The organism is Pectobacterium brasiliense, assembly GCF_013449685.1.
Classification (GTDB): Bacteria; Pseudomonadota; Gammaproteobacteria; order Enterobacterales; family Enterobacteriaceae; genus Pectobacterium; species Pectobacterium brasiliense_A.
Genome location: NZ_JACDSF010000028.1, coordinates 1 through 17,448, shown reverse-complemented (window position 1 = coordinate 17,448; position 17,448 = coordinate 1). Strand labels below are relative to the sequence as shown.

Below are 17,448 nucleotides of genomic sequence, written 5' to 3'. Positions count from 1 at the left end.
AAGCGGTGTTATTGGTACAGGCCGCTTTCGTCGATATAGCTGAGCACGGCGGGAGGTAATAAATCGCGACAGTCCAGACCTTGCTGGCGACGCTGGCGAATGTCCGTGGCGGAAATGGTGACCAGCGGCGTGTCTGCTAAAAAGATCCGTCCTTGCGGTTGCTGATGAAGATCGTCCGGCGTGTGGGTCAGATGATCGTCCAGCCACTGCTGTAGTTCGGGTGTTTCCAGCGTTGAGCGATAGCCGGGCCGAGCGCATACCAGCAAATGACAGACGCTAAGCAGATCCTGCCAGCGGTGCCAGTGGTGCAGCGTTAGCAGCGAATCTTGCCCGATGATAAAGCCCAGTGGCACATCTCGGCCTTTTTCAGCCCGCAGCGCTTCCAGCGTATCGATGGTATAGGAGGGCGTTTGCCGTTGCAGTTCACGATCGTCCACGGTAAATAGCGGGTTGCCTTCCACGGCCAGTTCAGCCATATGAAAACGCTGCCAGGAACTGGCTTCGGGCTGCTGCCGGTGCGGCGGAACGTTATTGGGCATCAGGACGACGTGAGTCAGCCCCACGAGCTTTGCCAGTGCGGTTACTGGCTGAAGGTGACCGTAATGAATCGGGTCAAACGTGCCGCCAAAAAACGCGGTCAGGGATGGCGCCGCGGGTGATGTATTCAAATGAATGCCTCCGGCAAGGCTTTGCCGCACAGAAGCATGGCAAGCGATTCCAGTTCAGACCAAACGGACTGACCATAGTCTTGCTTTAAGGTTATTTCTACCTGCGTAAGCAATCGTACGGCCTGCTGTAGCTGCTGAAGAGAAAGCCGCTGCAGTGCCTGAGTGAGCAGGTCACGCCGGTTTTGCCACACTTTTTGCTGATCGAAGAGCGTACGCAGCGGTGTATCTGACATACGCCGTTTTAGCACCAGCAGTTGTAGCAGTTCACGCTGTAGCGTGCGCAGTAAAATGACAGGCTCGCAATCTTCCTGTTTTAACTGCTGCAAAATGTGCCAGGCGCGTTTGCCTTTGCCTGCCAGCAGCGCATCAAGCCAGTGGAACGGGGTGAAGTGAGCGGCATCATTGACCGCACTTTCCACGCGCGGCAGGGTCAGCTTACCATCGGGATAAAGCAGTGCCAGCCGCTCTAACGCCTGAGACAGCGCGAGCAAGTTGCCTTCATAGCAATAGCAAATGAGCTGCGTGGCCTGGTCATCCAGCGTCAACTTCATGGATTTGGCACGCTGAGCAACCCAACGAGGGAGCTGGGCCTGTTCCGGCGTCAGACAATTGATATAGACGCTGTCTTGCGCCAGCGCTTTAAACCAGGTGCTGTTTTCCTGCGCTTTGGTCAGCTTATGACCGCGCAGAATCAGCAAAATATCGGGGTGCAATAATCCAGAGAGCTTAACCAGATTTTCACCCATCGCGGCGTTTGGGCCGTTTTCCGGCAAAACCAGTAAGAGCGATTGGCGCGAGGCGAATAGGCTGAGCGCCTGACAGGTGCTGAAAATCGCATCCCAGTCGGTATGAAGATCCAGAATGAAGCTGAAATGCTCGCTGAATTCGTGCTGTTGAGCGACCCGTTTGATGCTGTCGAGACTTTCCTGCAGCAGCAGCGGGTCTGAACCAAAGACCAAATAACAACCGCGCAGCCCCTCATGGAGCTGCGCGGTGAGTTGTTCGGGGTAAAGCCGAATCATGAACGCGTGGCGGCAGCGGTGGAAGCGGTAGACTGCAACCGATTTTTGACTTCCTGACTACCGTTGACGGTCAGCAATTTACGCACCAACTGCTGGGCAGCCTGCTCACGCATTTCCTGACGGACGATGTCCTGTTCGGCATCTTTCGCCAGTGCAGCCAGCGGGTTATCAAAGAACGTGCGGAATACCGTCACGCTGAGCGGATAAATATCTTCACCCGGCATCAGCACCTGCGCCTGCAACGTCAGCACCATCTGGTACTCCGCTGTTTTACCGTCCTGAAAAATAGAGACGGTATCGCGCGTTTCGCTTGAGCCCAGTACCCGCAGAGACGGGATATCCTGACGCGTCGCATCGTCAACGATTTTCACATCGCTGAGACGGAGCTGCTCACGTACTGCACGCGTTAGCGGACCATACGGATCGCTGCTGTCGAGCACCAGTGTTTGTAACTGCGCAGGCACTTGTGTCGTGCCGCGCAGATGAAAACCGCAGCCAGCGGTGATTAACACCGCCAGCCCCAGCAACAACGTGAATAGACGATGTCGCACAGTTCCTCCTTGCCTTAACCCACAACCAGGTTAAGCAGTTTGCCAGGGACATAAATCACTTTACGAACCGTGACGCCGTCCAGATATTTCGCGACCAGCGGTTCCTGTGCAGCGCGTTCGCGAACCTGTTCTTCGCTTGCGTCAGCGGCAACGGTGATTTTACCACGTACTTTACCGTTAACCTGAACAACGACCAGCTTGGAATCTTCAACCATCGCGTTCTCATCTGCAACCGGCCACGGCGCAGTATCAACGTCGCCTTCACCTTGCAGCGCCTGCCACAGCGTGAAGCAAACGTGCGGCGTGAACGGATACAGCATACGAACGACGGCCAGCATGGTTTCCTGCGTCAGTGCGCGATCCTGATCGCTGTCCTGCGGCGCTTTCGCCAGCTTGTTCATCAGCTCCATGATGGCGGCGATCGCGGTGTTGAAGGTCTGACGACGGCCGATATCATCGGTCACTTTAGCAATCGTTTTGTGCAGATCGCGACGCAGTGATTTCTGATCTTCCGTCAGTGTAGCGATATCCAGAGCCGTTACCGCACCTTTCTCGGTATGTTCGAAGGCTTGTCTCCAGACGCGTTTCAGGAAGCGGTTTGCGCCCTCTACGCCGGATTCCTGCCATTCCAGCGTCATTTCCGCCGGAGAAGCAAACATCATGAACAGACGCACGGTATCTGCACCGTATTTCTCTACCATGACCTGCGGGTCGATGCCGTTGTTTTTAGACTTCGACATTTTGCTCATGCCAGCGTAAACCACGTCACGGCCTTCGTTATCGACGGCTTTGACGATGCGTCCTTTCTCATCACGCTCAACGGTTACGTCGGTCGGAGACACCCAGATGCGTTCGCCGTTATTGCCCAGATAGTAGAAGGCATCAGCCAGCACCATGCCCTGACACAGCAGGCGTTTGGCGGGTTCATCAGAGGTCACCAGACCAGCGTCGCGCATCAGTTTGTGGAAAAAGCGGAAATACATCAGGTGCATGATGGCGTGTTCGATACCGCCAACGTATTGGTCAACGGGCAGCCAGTAGTTGGCGGCAGCCGGATCCAACATTCCCTGATCGTACTGTGGGCAGGTGTAGCGTGCGTAGTACCAGGAAGATTCCATAAAGGTGTCGAACGTGTCGGTTTCACGCAGCGCTGGCTGACCGTTAACGGTTGTCTTCGCCCATTCTGGGTTAGATTTCAGCGGGCTGGTGATGCCATCCATCACGACATCTTCCGGCAGGATCACCGGCAGTTGATCTTCTGGCGTTGGGATGACGGTGCCGTCTTCCAGCGTCACCATTGGGATTGGTGCGCCCCAGTAACGCTGACGGGAGACGCCCCAGTCACGCAGGCGATAGTTGACTTTACGCTCGCCGATGCCTTTTTCTACCAGCTTATCGGCAATAGCGTTGAATCCAGCCTCGAAATCCAGACCGTCAAACTCACCAGAGTTGAACAGGCTGCCTTTTTCTGTCATCGCCTGAGCGGACAGATCGGGCTCGCTGCCATCGGCGTTCAGAATAACGGGCTTGATGGACAGATCGTATTTGGTGGCAAATTCCCAGTCACGTTGGTCGTGGCCTGGAACGGCCATCACTGCGCCCGTACCGTATTCCATCAGGACGAAGTTGGCGACCCAGATAGCGACTTTCTCACCGTTCAGCGGGTGAATCGCATACAGGCCAGTGGCCATGCCTTTTTTCTCCATCGTCGCCATATCGGCTTCGGCAACTTTGGTATTACGGCATTCTGCAATGAAATCGGCCAGTGCTGGGTTGGTTGCAGCAGCCTGCGCAGCGAGAGGGTGACCAGCGGCAACGGCAACGTAGGTCACGCCCATGAACGTATCCGGGCGCGTAGTGTAAACGGTCAGTTTCTCGTCGCTGTCTGCCACGTCAAAGGTGATTTCCACACCTTCAGAACGGCCAATCCAGTTACGCTGCATGGTTTTGACCTGCTCAGGCCAGCTTTCCAGCGTATCCAGATCGTTCAGCAGTTGGTCTGCGTAAGCGGTGATTTTGATAAACCACTGTGGAATTTCTTTGCGTTCGACTTTGGTGTCACAACGCCAGCAGCAGCCATCGATAACCTGTTCGTTCGCCAGTACGGTCTGGTCGTTCGGGCACCAGTTAACGGCGGAGGTTTTTTTATAAACCAGACCTTTCTCGTACAGCTTGGTGAAGAACCACTGTTCCCAGCGGTAGTAGTCTGGTTTGCAGGTCGCGACTTCACGATCCCAGTCATAGCCAAAGCCCAGCAGTTTGAGCTGGTTTTTCATGTAGTCGATATTGGCGTAGGTCCAGGGGGCTGGCGCGGTGTTGTTTTTAACCGCTGCGCCTTCTGCCGGCAGGCCAAAGGCATCCCAACCGATCGGTTGCAGAACGTTCTTGCCCAGCATGCGCTGATAACGGGAGATCACGTCGCCGATGGTGTAATTACGGACATGGCCCATATGTAGTCGGCCAGAAGGGTAAGGCAGCATGGAAAGGCAATAGTATTTTTCCTTGCCGGGCTGTTCGGTGACTTTAAATGTCTGCTTCTCTTGCCAGTGAAGCTGGACGTCCGCTTCTATCTCTTCTGGGCGGTATTGCTCTTGCATGGCTGCCAGGGGTCCTGTTTAGTGAAGAATCGCTACGTGAGTAGCCTGTTCTGATTCATAACAAAAGATCCGCATAGCATAGCCGTAAGCGGCGCGGGCAACAACACCCAGCGCCCGACTGAGGAATATTTCTGATCGGTGAGCGACATACTGCGAGGCGTTGCGCAAATTGGCGACAATTTATCAGGTGTACCGAAAAAATAATCTAAAATAGAGAGAGATAGGCAACGTATCGGTTTTTGGCCCAGAGTGCCAGACAGCGAATAGTCGTGCTTTATCACCTTTCAACCCGCTTAATTCAGGAGGAAGCATGAATAAACTAGCCCGCTATTACCGCGAGTTAATGGCTTCAGTGACGGATCGGCTGAACAATGGTGAACGCGATCTCGACAGTCTGGTGCAGAGCGCCCGCAAAACCTTGCAGGAAAGCTCGGAACTGACGCAGAAAGAAATCGAGCAGGTGATTCAGGCTGTTCAGCGCGATCTGGAAGAATTTGCCCGCAGCTATAACGAAAGTCAGGATGAGTTTACCGACAGCGTGTTTATGCGAGTCATCAAGGAAAGCCTGTGGCAGGAGCTGGCGGATATTACGGATAAAACGCAGCTAGAGTGGCGTGAGATCTTCAAAGATGTGAATCATCACGGGGTGTATCACAGCGGTGAAGTGGTGGGGCTAGGTAATTTGGTGTGTGAGAACTGCCATCATCATATTGCATTCTACACGCCGGAGGTTTTACCACTCTGCCCGAAATGCTCACATGACCTGTTCCACCGCCAGCCGTTTCAGCCGTAAGGCTGTAGGAGCAGTAAATAAGCGTGCCTTGCGGCACGCTGTATCTGATTATTAATGCAGGATTTTTGCTAGGAAGTCTTTCGCGCGTTCGGACTGTGGGTTATTGAAGAAATCATCCTTACGGGTGTCTTCAACGATTTTGCCCTCATCCATAAAGATCACGCGGTGCGCCACTTTACGGGCAAAGCCCATTTCATGCGTAACGACCATCATGGTCATGCCTTCCTGCGCCAATTCAACCATAACGTCCAACACTTCGTTGATCATCTCTGGATCAAGTGCGGATGTCGGTTCGTCAAATAGCATCGCGATAGGATCCATGCACAGTGCACGCGCGATGGCGACACGCTGTTGCTGACCGCCGGAAAGCTGTCCTGGGTATTTGTTGGCGTGTGCCGCCAGCCCTACGCGTTCCAACAGCTTCTGCGCTTTAGCTTTGGCGTCTTCACGCTTACGTTTCAGCACTTTCACCTGCGCCAGCGTCAGGTTCTCGATAATGGATAAATGCGGGAACAGTTCAAAGTGTTGGAACACCATCCCGACTTTGGAACGCAACTGGGCCAGATTGGTTTTCTTATCGTTAACGGCGATGCCATTGACGGTAATTTCACCTTGTTGGATCGGTTCCAGACCGTTTACGGTTTTGATCAGGGTTGATTTACCAGAGCCAGAGGGCCCGCAGACGACCACGACTTCACCTTTTTTTACTTCTGTGGAGCAGTCGGCTAGCACCTGAAATTGGCCGTACCATTTAGAAACATTTTTCAGGGAAATCATCAAACCGTCCTTTTTTTCAGGTAACTGACCAGCATTGAGGCAGTAATGCTGAAGAGAAAATAAATGAACCCAGCAAACAGGATCATTTCAACTTGTGTTCCGTCACGCTCGCCGATGGTTGAGGCGGTACGGAAGAAATCAGCGAGGCTGAGCACGTAAACCAGTGAGGTATCCTGGAACAGAACAATCCCCTGCGTCAGCAGCAGCGGCACCATCGCGCGGAATGCCTGCGGCAGAATAACCAGCTTCATGGATTGCCAGTGCGTCATGCCTAATGCTAACGCCGCGGAAGATTGACCGCGTGACACGCTGAGAATACCCGCACGAATGATTTCCGAATAATAGGCTGCCTCGAACAGCGAGAAGGCTACCATAGCTGAAATCAGTCGAATATCGGTTTTCGGCGATAACCCAAGCACATTTTGTAATAAGCTAGGAACCACCAGATAGAACCACAGCAGCACCATGACGAGCGGAACGGAGCGGAACAGGTTCACATACAGCTTGGCGAACCAACTGATAGGCTTGATCGGCGACAAGCGCATCACCGCCAGAATCGTACCCCAGACAATCCCGAAGACCACCGCCGTTAGCGTAATTTTGAGTGTGACGACCATCCCCTGAATCAGGTACGGCATGCTTGGCCCAATTGAGCTCCAGTCAAATTCATGCATGATTTATTTGCTCCCCATATTGCCCGGCAAACGGGTTTTTCGCTCAACGACCTGCATAATCAACATAATGATGGCATTGATGCCAACGTACGCCAGCGTGATGGCGGTAAAGGATTCATACGCGTGGGCGGAATAGTCCAACAGTTTCCCTGCCTGTGCCGCCATATCAACCAGACCAATCGTGGAGGCGATGGCTGAGTTTTTTACCAGGTTCAGCATCTCTGAGGTTAACGGCGGAACAATCACACGGTACGCATTCGGCAGTAACACATAGCGGTAGGTTTGCGGCAGCGTCAGGCCCATCGCCAGCCCAGCGGCTTTCTGGCCGCGTGGTAGTGATTGAATCCCTGCACGCACCTGCTCACAAACGCGCGCTGCGGTGAAGAGCCCCAGACAAATCATTGAGGACAGGAAGAATTGAATATTGGGATCGAGTTCGGCTTTAAACCACATACCGATGTTGACGGGAAGCAGTTCAGGAACCACCAGATACCAGGTAAAGAACTGGACAATCAGTGGGACGTTGCGAAATAGTTCGACGTAGCAGGTACCAATGCCCGCAAGGAAACGATTTGGGACGGTACGCAGGATTCCAAATAAAGAACCAATAAGAAAGGCGATAATCCAGGCACAGATAGATAATGTGACGGTGACTTGCAGACCGGACAAAATCCACCCGAGGTAGGTTGTGTTGCCGAAGGGGGCGGCTTGTAGAAATATGCCCCAGTTCCAATCTATTGACATAACGAACTCCGGTAAAAAAAGGGTAGCGAAGCTACCCTGAAGATTGATGAGCGGCCATATTCCCGTTCTGTTTCAAACTACAGGTGTATTGTTTATTTTCCTGTTTATCGAAATTTCTCGGGGCAACATGTGATGGGGAACGACCATCACATGCCTGTCTGCCCTGCCACGAATCAGCAATCAGAGGGCAGATAGCTCTGCCCTTATTCTCATTATTAATTAGTTTAGTGCTTTGTCATTTGGCGCTTTGAACAGCGCTTTCATTTCGTCTGACAGTGCAAAGTTCAGGTTAAGATCTTTTGGTGGGATCGGTTGTTTGAACCAGCGATCGAACCATTTTTCAGCTTCACCGGAGGTCTGAACTTCAGCGATGGTGTCATCAACCAGTTTCTTGAATTGCGGATCGTCTTTACGCAGCATACAGCCGTAGGCTTCTTCAGACTGCGCTTTGCCGACGATATCCCACTGATCGGCGTTTTTCGCTTTCGCACGTTCACCCGCCAGCAGTGCATCATCCATCATAAAGGCGACAGCTCGGCCGCTTTCCAGCGTACGGAAGGAGTCGCCGTGGTCTTTCGCACTGATGATACGCATTTTCAGCTGTTTTTCTTCATTCAGCTTGTTCAGCAGAACTTCAGAGGTGGTGCCGGAAGTCACTACGACGGTTTTACCCGCCAGATCCGGGAAGTCTTTTACGCCGGAATCTTTTTTGGTTAACAGACGCGTACCGACCACGAAAATGGTGTTAGAGAACGCGGCTTGTTTCTGACGTTCCAGGTTGTTAGTCGTTGAACCACATTCAAAATCAAAGGTACCGTTCTGCAACAGTGGGATACGGTTCTGAGAGGTGATAGGGAGTAGCTTGACCTGCAGATTAGGCGCATCCAGTTTTTTCTTAACCGCTTCGACAATTTTGTCAGAGTAGGCTTGAGAGTAGCCGACCACTTTTTGCGTGTTGTCATAGTAAGAGAAAGGCACGGACGATTCGCGGTGTCCAATGACGATCACGCCATTATCTTTGACCTTTTTCAATGTACCGGCCAGATCTTCAGCCTGAGCTACGCTGGCGGCGGTGCCAAGCAGAAGCAGTGATAATGCCAGTTTACGCATTTGCATGTTCTAACTCCTTTGCTGTCGTTATATACCCGTCATCTTCAAGTAACATTGTCTTCAAGCTAACATCGTATTGCGGTATCACTCATAATGCTTTGCGACTTCTCTGTGATAACGCTGCACCGTTAAAGCGCGAAGTTACTGTCTATACAGTTAAAAAGTAGCTGATTGTAAATAGATTGAAATATAAATGTTTGTTTTTTGCGATATCCGCCGCACCAAATAACAGCAATGTCAGAGAGTGGCACCAATTTGGTGCGTTACTTGCCCCAATAGAGAGCTTTACGCCGACGTAATATCCAAAAAAATACAGAAACAACCCTTTACAGGGTAATAAGAGGCAAATACCGTGCCATAAATAAAAAAAGGCATGCAAAAGCATGCCCTTAGGGATGTGAAGAGGGGCTGGCTATCGGCGACGCAAACCGAAGAAAACGGCAGCGACACCGCCCAGTAACGTAATGATCCAGAGCGGCCAAGAACCGAAGCGCGCATAAGGCGTTATCCCCGTTGCTGGCACGACCTGCGTGCTCAGCACCGCACGCGTAAACTGCGGCAGACTGGCGCTGACATTGCCATCAGGGGTAATCACCGCAGTGACGCCGTTATTGGTACTACGAACCAGAGGGCGACCTAATTCCAGTGCGCGCATGCGTGCCATCTGGAAGTGTTGCCACGGGCCGATTGAATGGCCAAACCAAGCATCGTTCGAGATGGTCAGCAGCATATCGGTGTCTTGCCGGAAGTTATCACGCAACTGCTGGCCTAAGATGATTTCATAACAAATAGCGGCGTTGAGCTTGAAGCCGTGCACAGACAACTGAGGCTGAACGTAGTCTCCGCGGCTGAACGATGACATGGGGAGATCGAAGAACGGCGCTAGCGGGCGTAACAACGTTTCCAGCGGGACAAACTCGCCAAAAGGTACCAGATGGTTTTTGTTGTAACGGTTCGTTGTGGGGTAGTGATACGGATCTTTGTCACCCAAAACGATCACTGAGTTATAAAAATCGGTTTTATTCCCCTCACGCCGGATATCGACAATACCCGTAATCAGGCTGCTATTACGGCTATGCAGAATGTCGTCAATTTGCTTTAAATAGGCACCCTGACGGCTTTCAATATCAGGAATCGCCGTTTCTGGCCAGATAACGATAGGGGCCTTGTCCATATAGGGCAGGCTGTTATCCAGATAGATTTTCAGCGTGTTCAACAGCTCATCTTGTTCCCACTTCATGGCCTGAGGGATGTTGCCCTGAACCAGAGCGACATTGACGGCGCGTTCAGGTTGCAGGGTATACCACTGCACGTTGCGCAGCGGCCATGATAAAACGAAAACGCCGATGGCAATGGCTGCCAGTGCGATTTTTCGTTGATTGATGGCATAAACGAGCAGCCCGCTGAGGCTCATCAATAGGAAGGTAATGGTGTCAATGCCCAGAATAGGTGCGATACCTTTGAGCGGGCCGTCAATTTGGCTGTAGCCGAATTGCAGCCACGGAAAACCAGTGAGCACCCAGCCGCGCAAAAATTCAGTTAGCTGCCAGAGCACGGGAGCGGCAAGCGCCAGACGCCACAGCGTTGTTTTCGGCCAGAGGCGTGAGAGTAGGGCAGAAAACAGCAGAGGGTAGAGCGACAAATAGGCGGCGAGCAGAACGACCAGCGCAACATTGACAGGGCCCGGCATTCCGCCAAACTGCGCGATACTGACGTAAACCCAGTTAACGCCGCTACCGAACAGACCCAATCCCCAGCAAAATCCTATCCAGGCTGACTGACGACTCGTACGGTTGAGCGTCAGTGCCTGTAGGCCCATGAGCGAGATAATCGCCGCAGGCCAGAAATCAAAGGGAGAAAATGCCAGCGTGCCACAGGCACCAAATAAGAGCGCCAGCAGGGCTTTGACCTGCTGGCGTTGTAGAAAAGAAGCGACAACCATTGCCAAATTATTCTTCCAATTTTGGTTGAGGGGCATTGTCAGGGATTCTGACATGAACCTGAATAATACGGCGGCTGTCCGCCATCGCAACCTTAAACAGGTAACCTTCTATGTCGATGGTTTCGCCACGGGCAGGAAGATGGCCGAAAGACTGCATAACCAAGCCGCCAATGGTGTCGACCTCGTCATCGCTGAACCGCGTACCGAAAGCTTCGTTAAAATCTTCGATATCGGTTAATGCACGAACGGTGTAGGTTTGGCGATTAAGCTGACGAATATCTCTGTCTTCTTCATCGTCGTATTCGTCTTCAATTTCGCCGACAATCAACTCAAGAATATCTTCAATCGTGACCAGGCCGGATACGCCACCAAACTCATCGATGACAATCGCCATGTGATAGCGCAGTGAGCGGAACTCGTTCAGCATTCTATCAACGCGTTTACTTTCCGGCACAACCACGGCGGAACGCAGCACTTTATCCATACTGAAGGGCTCGGAATCGCTGCGCATAAACGGCAGCAAATCCTTCGCCATCAGGATGCCTTCAATGTGGTCTTTATCTTCGCTAATCACGGGGAAACGAGAATGGGCGGATTCGATAATCACGTCCAGACACTCTTCCAGCGTTTGATCGCGTTTGAGCGTAATCATCTGCGAGCGAGGGATCATGATGTCGCGTACACGCTGGTCGGCGATATCCATGACGCCTTCGAGCATATCTCGTGTTTCGGGATCGATCAGTTCATTCTGTTCGGAATCACGAATCAGAGTGAGTAAACCGTTACGATCTTTTGGCTCGCCGTGAAAAAGCTGATTAAGAATAAGAGAAAAGAAGCCCTTTTTGGGACTGGGTGCATCGCTGTTTTGAGAATGGTCGTCGCTCATGCGTTTTAATTAACATCACTCTTGTTATGGGATTATTACCAGCCGTTGGAATCGACACAGCGGCTGACGTGGAGCAGATTAGTACCCGATATCTTCCCGATCTCGGGCCAGATAAAATGTATTTCTATTTATTCGGTGAGGCCATCTTTTTCTGCAAGGTAAGGATCGGCATAGCCCATACTTTGCATAATTTCGGTTTCCAGCGCTTCCATTTCTTCGGCTTCGCTGTCTTCGATATGGTCATACCCTAGCAGATGCAGGCTACCATGGACAACCATGTGCGCCCAGTGCTCTTCTACGGTTTTTTCCTGCTCCGCGGCTTCACGTTCGACAACCTGACGACAGATGATTAAATCGCCAAGCAAAGGAAGCTCGACCTCAGGCGGTGCCTCGAAAGGAAACGACAGCACGTTGGTCGGCTTGTCTTTACCGCGATAGGTGTTATTCAGGTCGCGGCTTTCGGCCTCATCCACGATACGGATCGTGACTTCAGAGACTTCCTGAAACTGTGGCAGAACGCCTTCCAGCCAGCGCTGAAAGTCTTTTTCTTCCGGTAGCCCTTGTGCTTGCTCGCTGGCGATTTGTAAATCCAGAATCACCTGACTCATTTTTGCTCCTGATCTGATGCCGCAGCCTGTGCTTCACGCTTACGCTGTTCTGCTAAGGCGTCTTTACGTTTCTGTTCGGCATTTTCCCACGCTTCATAGGCATTCACAATCCGTGCAACCACTGGATGGCGCACTACGTCTTCGCTGTGGAAAAAGTTAAAACTGATCTCTTCCACATCGGCCAGCACTTCTATCGCGTGGCGTAAGCCGGATTTCAGATTCTTCGGCAGATCGATCTGCGTGACGTCACCAGTGATGACCGCTTTTGAGTTGAACCCGATGCGTGTCAGGAACATTTTCATCTGTTCGATGGTGGTGTTCTGGCTTTCATCCAGAATAATAAAGGCATCGTTCAGCGTTCGGCCACGCATGTAAGCCAGTGGCGCGACTTCAATGACGTTGCGTTCGATGAGCTTCTCTACGCGCTCAAAGCCCAGCATTTCAAACAGAGCATCATAAAGTGGGCGCAGGTAAGGATCGACTTTCTGGCTCAGGTCACCAGGCAGGAAGCCCAATTTCTCGCCAGCTTCGACTGCTGGGCGCGTTAACAGAATACGGCGAATATCCTGACGCTCCAGTGCATCCACGGCAGCAGCGACGGCTAAGTAGGTTTTCCCCGTTCCCGCTGGGCCAACACCGAATGTGATGTCGTGATCGAGGATATTGGCGACATACTGTGCCTGATTCGGCGTGCGTGGTTTGATCACGCCGCGTTTGGTGCGGATGTTGACCACTTTGCCATAGTCAGGAACGTGTTCTGCAGACTGTTCCAGCACGCGAGATTCTTTAATCGCTAGGTGGATTTGCTCAGGATCGATATCGCCGATGACGCCACGTACTGGGGCCGTATCGACATACAGACGTTGCAGGATATCGGCGGCAGCTTGCGTCAGCAGGTTTTTACCGACCAGCTTAAATTGGTTATCGCGGCGATTGATCTCGATGCCTAAGCGGCGCTCTAACTGCTTAATATTGTCATCAAACGGACCGCAAAGGCTGAGCAGGCGTTGGTTATCGGCGGGTTCAAGGGCAATCTCTTTTGTCGTTACGTTCAAATTATTCCTCTTGAGCGTTACTGCGCTGGCACTTTCTGCCTGCACAAAATGAATAGTTGTCAGACGGCCTGATGTGTCAGCCATATGAATGAATTATTCCTCGTGAATGCCTGATGGTGCAAGTCACAATCATGATATTGGGGTACCGCCTCGCAAAAGCAAAGGTAAGCTGCATGAAATTGAAGCGGATTATTGAATGATAATCCTGCCATAATAAAACGCAGGAACGTTTTTCAACGTTGCGAAGCAACGGCTCGGAGGGTGGCAGGCAGGGATAGCCTGCCATAAAAAATGGGTGGCAAAGCCACCCATCAATCACGCTGAGACTGAAACATACATCGATTACGGCTGATAGAACCCGACGCCGATCTCATTCTCTTTGCGGGTACGCGCAATCACGGAAGACGGTGATTCATGTACGCGCAGATCCATTTGATCTTCGGTGCGCACCACAATGCCGCGCAGCGAGTTGGTATAAACATCAACGATTTCCACATCGACGAATTTACCAATCATATCCGGTGTGCCTTCAAAGTTGACGACACGGTTGTTTTCCGTACGGCCAGACAGTTCCATCACGCTCTTACGTGAGGTGCCTTCTACCAGAATACGCTGGACGGTGCCCAACATGAGGCGGCTAAACCGCATTGCCTGCTGGGTGATGCGCTCTTGCAGAAGATACAGACGCTGTTTTTTCTCTTCTTCCGGTACGTCATCGACCATATCCGCAGCCGGTGTTCCCGGACGGGCAGAGTAGACAAAGCTATAGCTCATATCGAAATTCACATCGGTGATCAGCTTCATCGTCTGTTCAAAGTCAGCCTGCGTTTCGCCAGGGAAACCGACGATAAAGTCAGAACTGATTAGAATGCCCGGACGTGCGTTGTGTAGTTTACGGATGATCGCTTTGTATTCCAGCGCGGTATGACGACGTTTCATCATCGTCAGCACGCGGTCGGAACCGCTTTGTACTGGCAAATGCAGGAAGCTGACCAGTTCCGGCGTATCTTCATAGACGCTGATAATATCATCTGTGAATTCAATCGGATGGCTGGTGGTAAAGCGGACACGGTCAATCCCGTCAATAGCGGCAACCAGACGCAGCAGTTCAGCAAAGGAGCAGATTTCACCGTCATAGGTTTTGCCGCGATAGGCGTTGACGTTCTGTCCTAAAAGGTTAACTTCACGCACGCCTTGCGCGGCCAGTTGAGCGATTTCGAACAACACATCGTCGCACGGGCGGCTGACTTCTTCGCCGCGGGTATAAGGCACCACGCAGAATGTGCAATATTTATTGCAGCCTTCCATGATGGAGACGAAAGCGGTTGGCCCTTCGGCTCGCGGCTCTGGCAGGCGGTCGAATTTTTCGATTTCAGGGAAACTGATATCAACGATAGGGCTACGGGTGCCTTGAACGTGATTAATCATTTCCGGCAGGCGGTGCAAGGTTTGCGGGCCAAAAATAACGTCAACGTAGTGCGCACGTTCACGAATATGCGCGCCTTCCTGTGAGGCCACGCAGCCACCGACACCAATAATCAGGTTCGGATTGAGATCTTTCAGCGTTTTCCAACGGCCAAGTTGATGGAAGACCTTTTCCTGCGCCTTTTCACGGATCGAACAGGTATTGAGCAGCAGGACATCGGCTTCTTCAGCGATTTCAGTCAGCTCATAGCCGTGCGTACTTCCCAGTAAATCAGCCATCTTCGATGAATCGTACTCATTCATCTGACAGCCCCAGGTTTTAATATGCAGTTTTTTTGTCATCGACTTACCATTACTCAGTGCGGATAAGAAAGATTCCCCTTATTTGGGGTGGGTATTGTAATCGCTCGCCGACGTTGTGACCAGCGCCGGAAACCACGCTGATTTGATAACGCCTTACTTTCTATAAAAATGCGGCTTTTCTGAAAAGTTACCCGTAAATCCAGTACACTATTTTCATGCATTTTTACTGGTGTGAATAAACCAGAACCAGAGAGGATAAAGCCAATATGCATTACGATGCGATTGTGGTTGGCGGTGGCATGGTCGGCGCGGCTGCGGCGCTTGGGTTGGCACAGCAAGGATTTCAGGTTGCCGTGGTTGAGCAGGAAATGCCGACGCCGTTTGATGCCGCCAGTCCGCCTGATTTACGGATCTCGGCGATTGGCTATGCGTCGGTTGCGCTATTGAAAGAACTGGGCGCATGGCAGCGTGTGCAGCAGATGCGCAGCGCGCCTTACCGTCGCTTGGAAACCTGGGAATGGGCGAATGCCAGAGTCGTTTTTGATGCTGCCGACATTCACCTGCCCGAGCTGGGTTTTATGGTGGAAAACCGCGTGCTGCAACGGGCGCTCTGGGAAAGTTTGCAGGAAGAGGAACGCTGTCACTGTTATTGCCCGGCTACGCCGCAGAACCTGCAGCGCACCGATGATGGCTGGTGCTTACAGCTTGCCGATGGGCAGCAATTGACGGCTGCGCTGGTGGTGGGAGCCGATGGCGCAAATTCTCAGGTTCGCCAGTGGGCGGGGATTGGTATCAACGGCTGGCAGTACCGTCAGTCTTGTATGTTGATCGGCGTTGAGACCTCGCAGCCCCAGCAGGATGTGACCTGGCAACAATTTACGTCGAGCGGCCCACGTGCATTTTTGCCGCTGTTTGACCAGTGGGGATCGCTGGTGTGGTATGACAGTCCGCAGCGCATTCGTCAGCTTCAGGTGATGTCGCTTACACAGTTGGATAAAGAAATTGCGGCCGCGTTTCCTGAGCGATTGGGTACAGTCAAGGCGCTCTCCGCTGGGTCATTCCCGTTGGTCAGACGCCATGCACAAACCTATATCAAGCCAGGCTTGGTGCTGTTGGGTGATGCCGCGCATACCATCAATCCGTTGGCAGGGCAGGGGGTTAATCTGGGGTATCGCGACGTTGAGGCGCTGCTGGACGTGTTAATTAATGCGCGTAATGCAGGAGAAGGATGGGCTTCTGAGCGCGTGTTACGCCGCTATCAGTGCCGCCGTATGCCGGATAATCTGATGATGCAAAGCGGGATGGACCTCTTCTATAACGCGTTCAGTAATGCGTTACCGCCGCTGAGCTTTGCGCGCAATATGGCGCTGATGGTTGCACAGCGCGCTGGCGTGTTAAAACAGCGCGCATTGAAATATGCCATTGGCGTCTGATGAATAATGAGGACGCCGCCCGCTACAGCACGGGCTCGGCGGTGAAGATAATATCGGTGTCCTCATTAGTCGTTGCTGTAAAGCGAACATGTCCTATCTGCCGAACGCCTTTACCTGAGGCCTGACTGTCATGAAGCAGGCCGAACATCATCTCGGTCACTTCAGGGCTTTCGATACTATTTTCACCTGATGACGTGTTCTCACCCAATAGCGCAGAAAATGCGGCTGTAACGATTTGCAGATTCTGTCTTGTTGCTTCTGCGGATTCTGACGCGGCGTTGAGTAGCAAGATTCCATTAAGCTGTTGGCTTTTACTCTCTAACGACCCAATTAATCCAACATGCTCGTTAAAAATGTGCTGAAAGTCATCGACGGAACTTCCCTTTTCCAACTTAATGGTCAATGCGAGAGGGATATTGAGTTTCGTCAGATTGGCATTCATCCGGTCAGCGAACGTTTGCGATGACATCTTAAAAGAAGTGACATTGGCGGCATAAGTCGACGCGATGAAACAAAATGGCAACGCCACGCTGAGTAACAGTTTGCTTAACTGTGCACGCATCACGGATCGCCGCAATTGGCTGAAACCATGAATAACAGAGGATGTCGATAAAACCTTCATGCCCGCCCTTTTGGGAAAATCGAATCATTGGTTTGCATATGTTAGCACCGGATGATGTTAATACCAGACATAACAAAACGGGGCGACATCTTTCGATTGTCGCCCCGTTTCTTTGCTGCTTTACCAGCTTTATTTGGCTGGGGTACGAGGATTCGAACCTCGGAATGCCGGAATCAGAATCCGGTGCCTTACCGCTTGGCGATACCCCAAAAATATGGTGGCTACGACGGGAATCGAA

General features: G+C 51.9%; 16 protein-coding genes and 1 tRNA gene. 2 read left to right on the top strand and 15 right to left on the bottom strand.

Translation table 11 applies throughout. The features are described 5' to 3' along the window. Positions 1 to 8: 8 nt before the first annotated feature. Genes nadD through leuS form a run of 4 tightly spaced genes read right to left on the bottom strand, consistent with a single transcriptional unit; the run spans position 9 to position 4,838 of the window. A complete protein-coding gene (nadD, locus tag H0248_RS12015) occupies positions 9 to 698 on the bottom strand; it encodes a nicotinate-nucleotide adenylyltransferase (RefSeq protein WP_180786111.1) in 690 nt (229 codons plus the stop codon). Continuing rightward, entirely contained in the window at positions 665 to 1,690 is a 1,026-nt protein-coding gene (gene holA / locus H0248_RS12010) for a DNA polymerase III subunit delta (protein WP_180786110.1), read from the bottom strand. The genes nadD and holA overlap by 34 nt, the downstream gene beginning before the upstream one ends. Next, complete coding sequence (gene lptE / locus H0248_RS12005) at positions 1,687 to 2,241, bottom strand: LPS assembly lipoprotein LptE (RefSeq protein WP_180786109.1); 555 nt, start codon at positions 2,239 to 2,241, stop codon at positions 1,687 to 1,689. The genes holA and lptE overlap by 4 nt, the downstream gene beginning before the upstream one ends. A 14-nt stretch (positions 2,242 to 2,255) precedes the next feature. After that, positions 2,256 to 4,838, bottom strand: coding sequence for a leucine--tRNA ligase (leuS, locus tag H0248_RS12000; protein ID WP_039275330.1), 2,583 nt, complete (start codon positions 4,836 to 4,838; stop codon positions 2,256 to 2,258). Between the two features lie 310 nt (positions 4,839 to 5,148). Here leuS and H0248_RS11995 point away from each other — a divergent pair, with 310 nt between their 5' ends. After that, complete coding sequence (locus tag H0248_RS11995; protein ID WP_180786108.1) at positions 5,149 to 5,631, top strand: zinc ribbon-containing protein; 483 nt, start codon at positions 5,149 to 5,151, stop codon at positions 5,629 to 5,631. A 51-nt stretch (positions 5,632 to 5,682) separates the two neighbouring features. On the opposite strand, the gene H0248_RS11990 is transcribed toward H0248_RS11995, so the two are convergent. The 9 genes from H0248_RS11990 to miaB all read right to left on the bottom strand — a co-directional run bounded on the left by H0248_RS11990 (position 5,683) and on the right by miaB (position 15,194). Continuing rightward, the gene (locus tag H0248_RS11990; RefSeq protein WP_180786107.1) at positions 5,683 to 6,408 is read right to left on the bottom strand and encodes an amino acid ABC transporter ATP-binding protein; all 726 of its coding nucleotides are present in this window, start codon (positions 6,406 to 6,408) and stop codon (positions 5,683 to 5,685) included. Continuing rightward, positions 6,408 to 7,082: a glutamate/aspartate ABC transporter permease GltK gene (gene gltK, locus H0248_RS11985; protein ID WP_014914631.1), complete on the bottom strand. Its 675-nt coding sequence runs from the start codon at positions 7,080 to 7,082 to the stop codon at positions 6,408 to 6,410. Before gltK ends, H0248_RS11990 begins: the two co-directional genes overlap by 1 nt. Before the next feature lie 3 nt (positions 7,083 to 7,085). Beyond that, on the bottom strand, positions 7,086 to 7,826 hold the full coding sequence (locus tag H0248_RS11980) for an amino acid ABC transporter permease (protein WP_010285409.1): 741 nt from the start codon (positions 7,824 to 7,826) through the stop codon (positions 7,086 to 7,088). 219 nt (positions 7,827 to 8,045) lie between these two features. Continuing rightward, positions 8,046 to 8,942 (bottom strand): amino acid ABC transporter substrate-binding protein, encoded by an 897-nt coding sequence (locus H0248_RS11975; protein WP_010298785.1) that lies wholly within the window; start codon positions 8,940 to 8,942, stop codon positions 8,046 to 8,048. 406 nt (positions 8,943 to 9,348) lie between these two features. Further along, the gene (lnt, locus tag H0248_RS11970; RefSeq protein ID WP_180786106.1) at positions 9,349 to 10,878 is read right to left on the bottom strand and encodes an apolipoprotein N-acyltransferase; all 1,530 of its coding nucleotides are present in this window, start codon (positions 10,876 to 10,878) and stop codon (positions 9,349 to 9,351) included. Between the two features lie 7 nt (positions 10,879 to 10,885). Next, on the bottom strand, positions 10,886 to 11,764 hold the full coding sequence (gene corC, locus H0248_RS11965) for a CNNM family magnesium/cobalt transport protein CorC (protein ID WP_010285415.1): 879 nt from the start codon (positions 11,762 to 11,764) through the stop codon (positions 10,886 to 10,888). A 128-nt stretch (positions 11,765 to 11,892) separates the two neighbouring features. Continuing rightward, positions 11,893 to 12,372 (bottom strand): rRNA maturation RNase YbeY, encoded by a 480-nt coding sequence (gene ybeY / locus H0248_RS11960; RefSeq protein WP_039275337.1) that lies wholly within the window; start codon positions 12,370 to 12,372, stop codon positions 11,893 to 11,895. Then, a complete protein-coding gene (locus H0248_RS11955; protein WP_014914633.1) occupies positions 12,369 to 13,427 on the bottom strand; it encodes a PhoH family protein in 1,059 nt (352 codons plus the stop codon). Before H0248_RS11955 ends, ybeY begins: the two co-directional genes overlap by 4 nt. 342 nt (positions 13,428 to 13,769) lie before the next feature. Continuing rightward, on the bottom strand, positions 13,770 to 15,194 hold the full coding sequence (miaB, locus tag H0248_RS11950; protein ID WP_180786105.1) for a tRNA (N6-isopentenyl adenosine(37)-C2)-methylthiotransferase MiaB: 1,425 nt from the start codon (positions 15,192 to 15,194) through the stop codon (positions 13,770 to 13,772). Between the two features lie 227 nt (positions 15,195 to 15,421). Between miaB and ubiF the strand changes: the two genes are divergently transcribed. After that, entirely contained in the window at positions 15,422 to 16,588 is a 1,167-nt protein-coding gene (gene ubiF, locus H0248_RS11945) for a 3-demethoxyubiquinol 3-hydroxylase (RefSeq protein WP_180786104.1), read from the top strand. A 22-nt stretch (positions 16,589 to 16,610) separates the two neighbouring features. Here ubiF and H0248_RS11940 read toward each other — a convergent pair whose 3' ends face one another. After that, positions 16,611 to 17,210: a hypothetical protein gene (locus tag H0248_RS11940; protein WP_180786103.1), complete on the bottom strand. Its 600-nt coding sequence runs from the start codon at positions 17,208 to 17,210 to the stop codon at positions 16,611 to 16,613. 134 nt (positions 17,211 to 17,344) lie between these two features. Further along, a tRNA-Gln gene (locus H0248_RS11935) sits at positions 17,345 to 17,419 on the bottom strand. Positions 17,420 to 17,448: the final 29 nt, after the last annotated feature.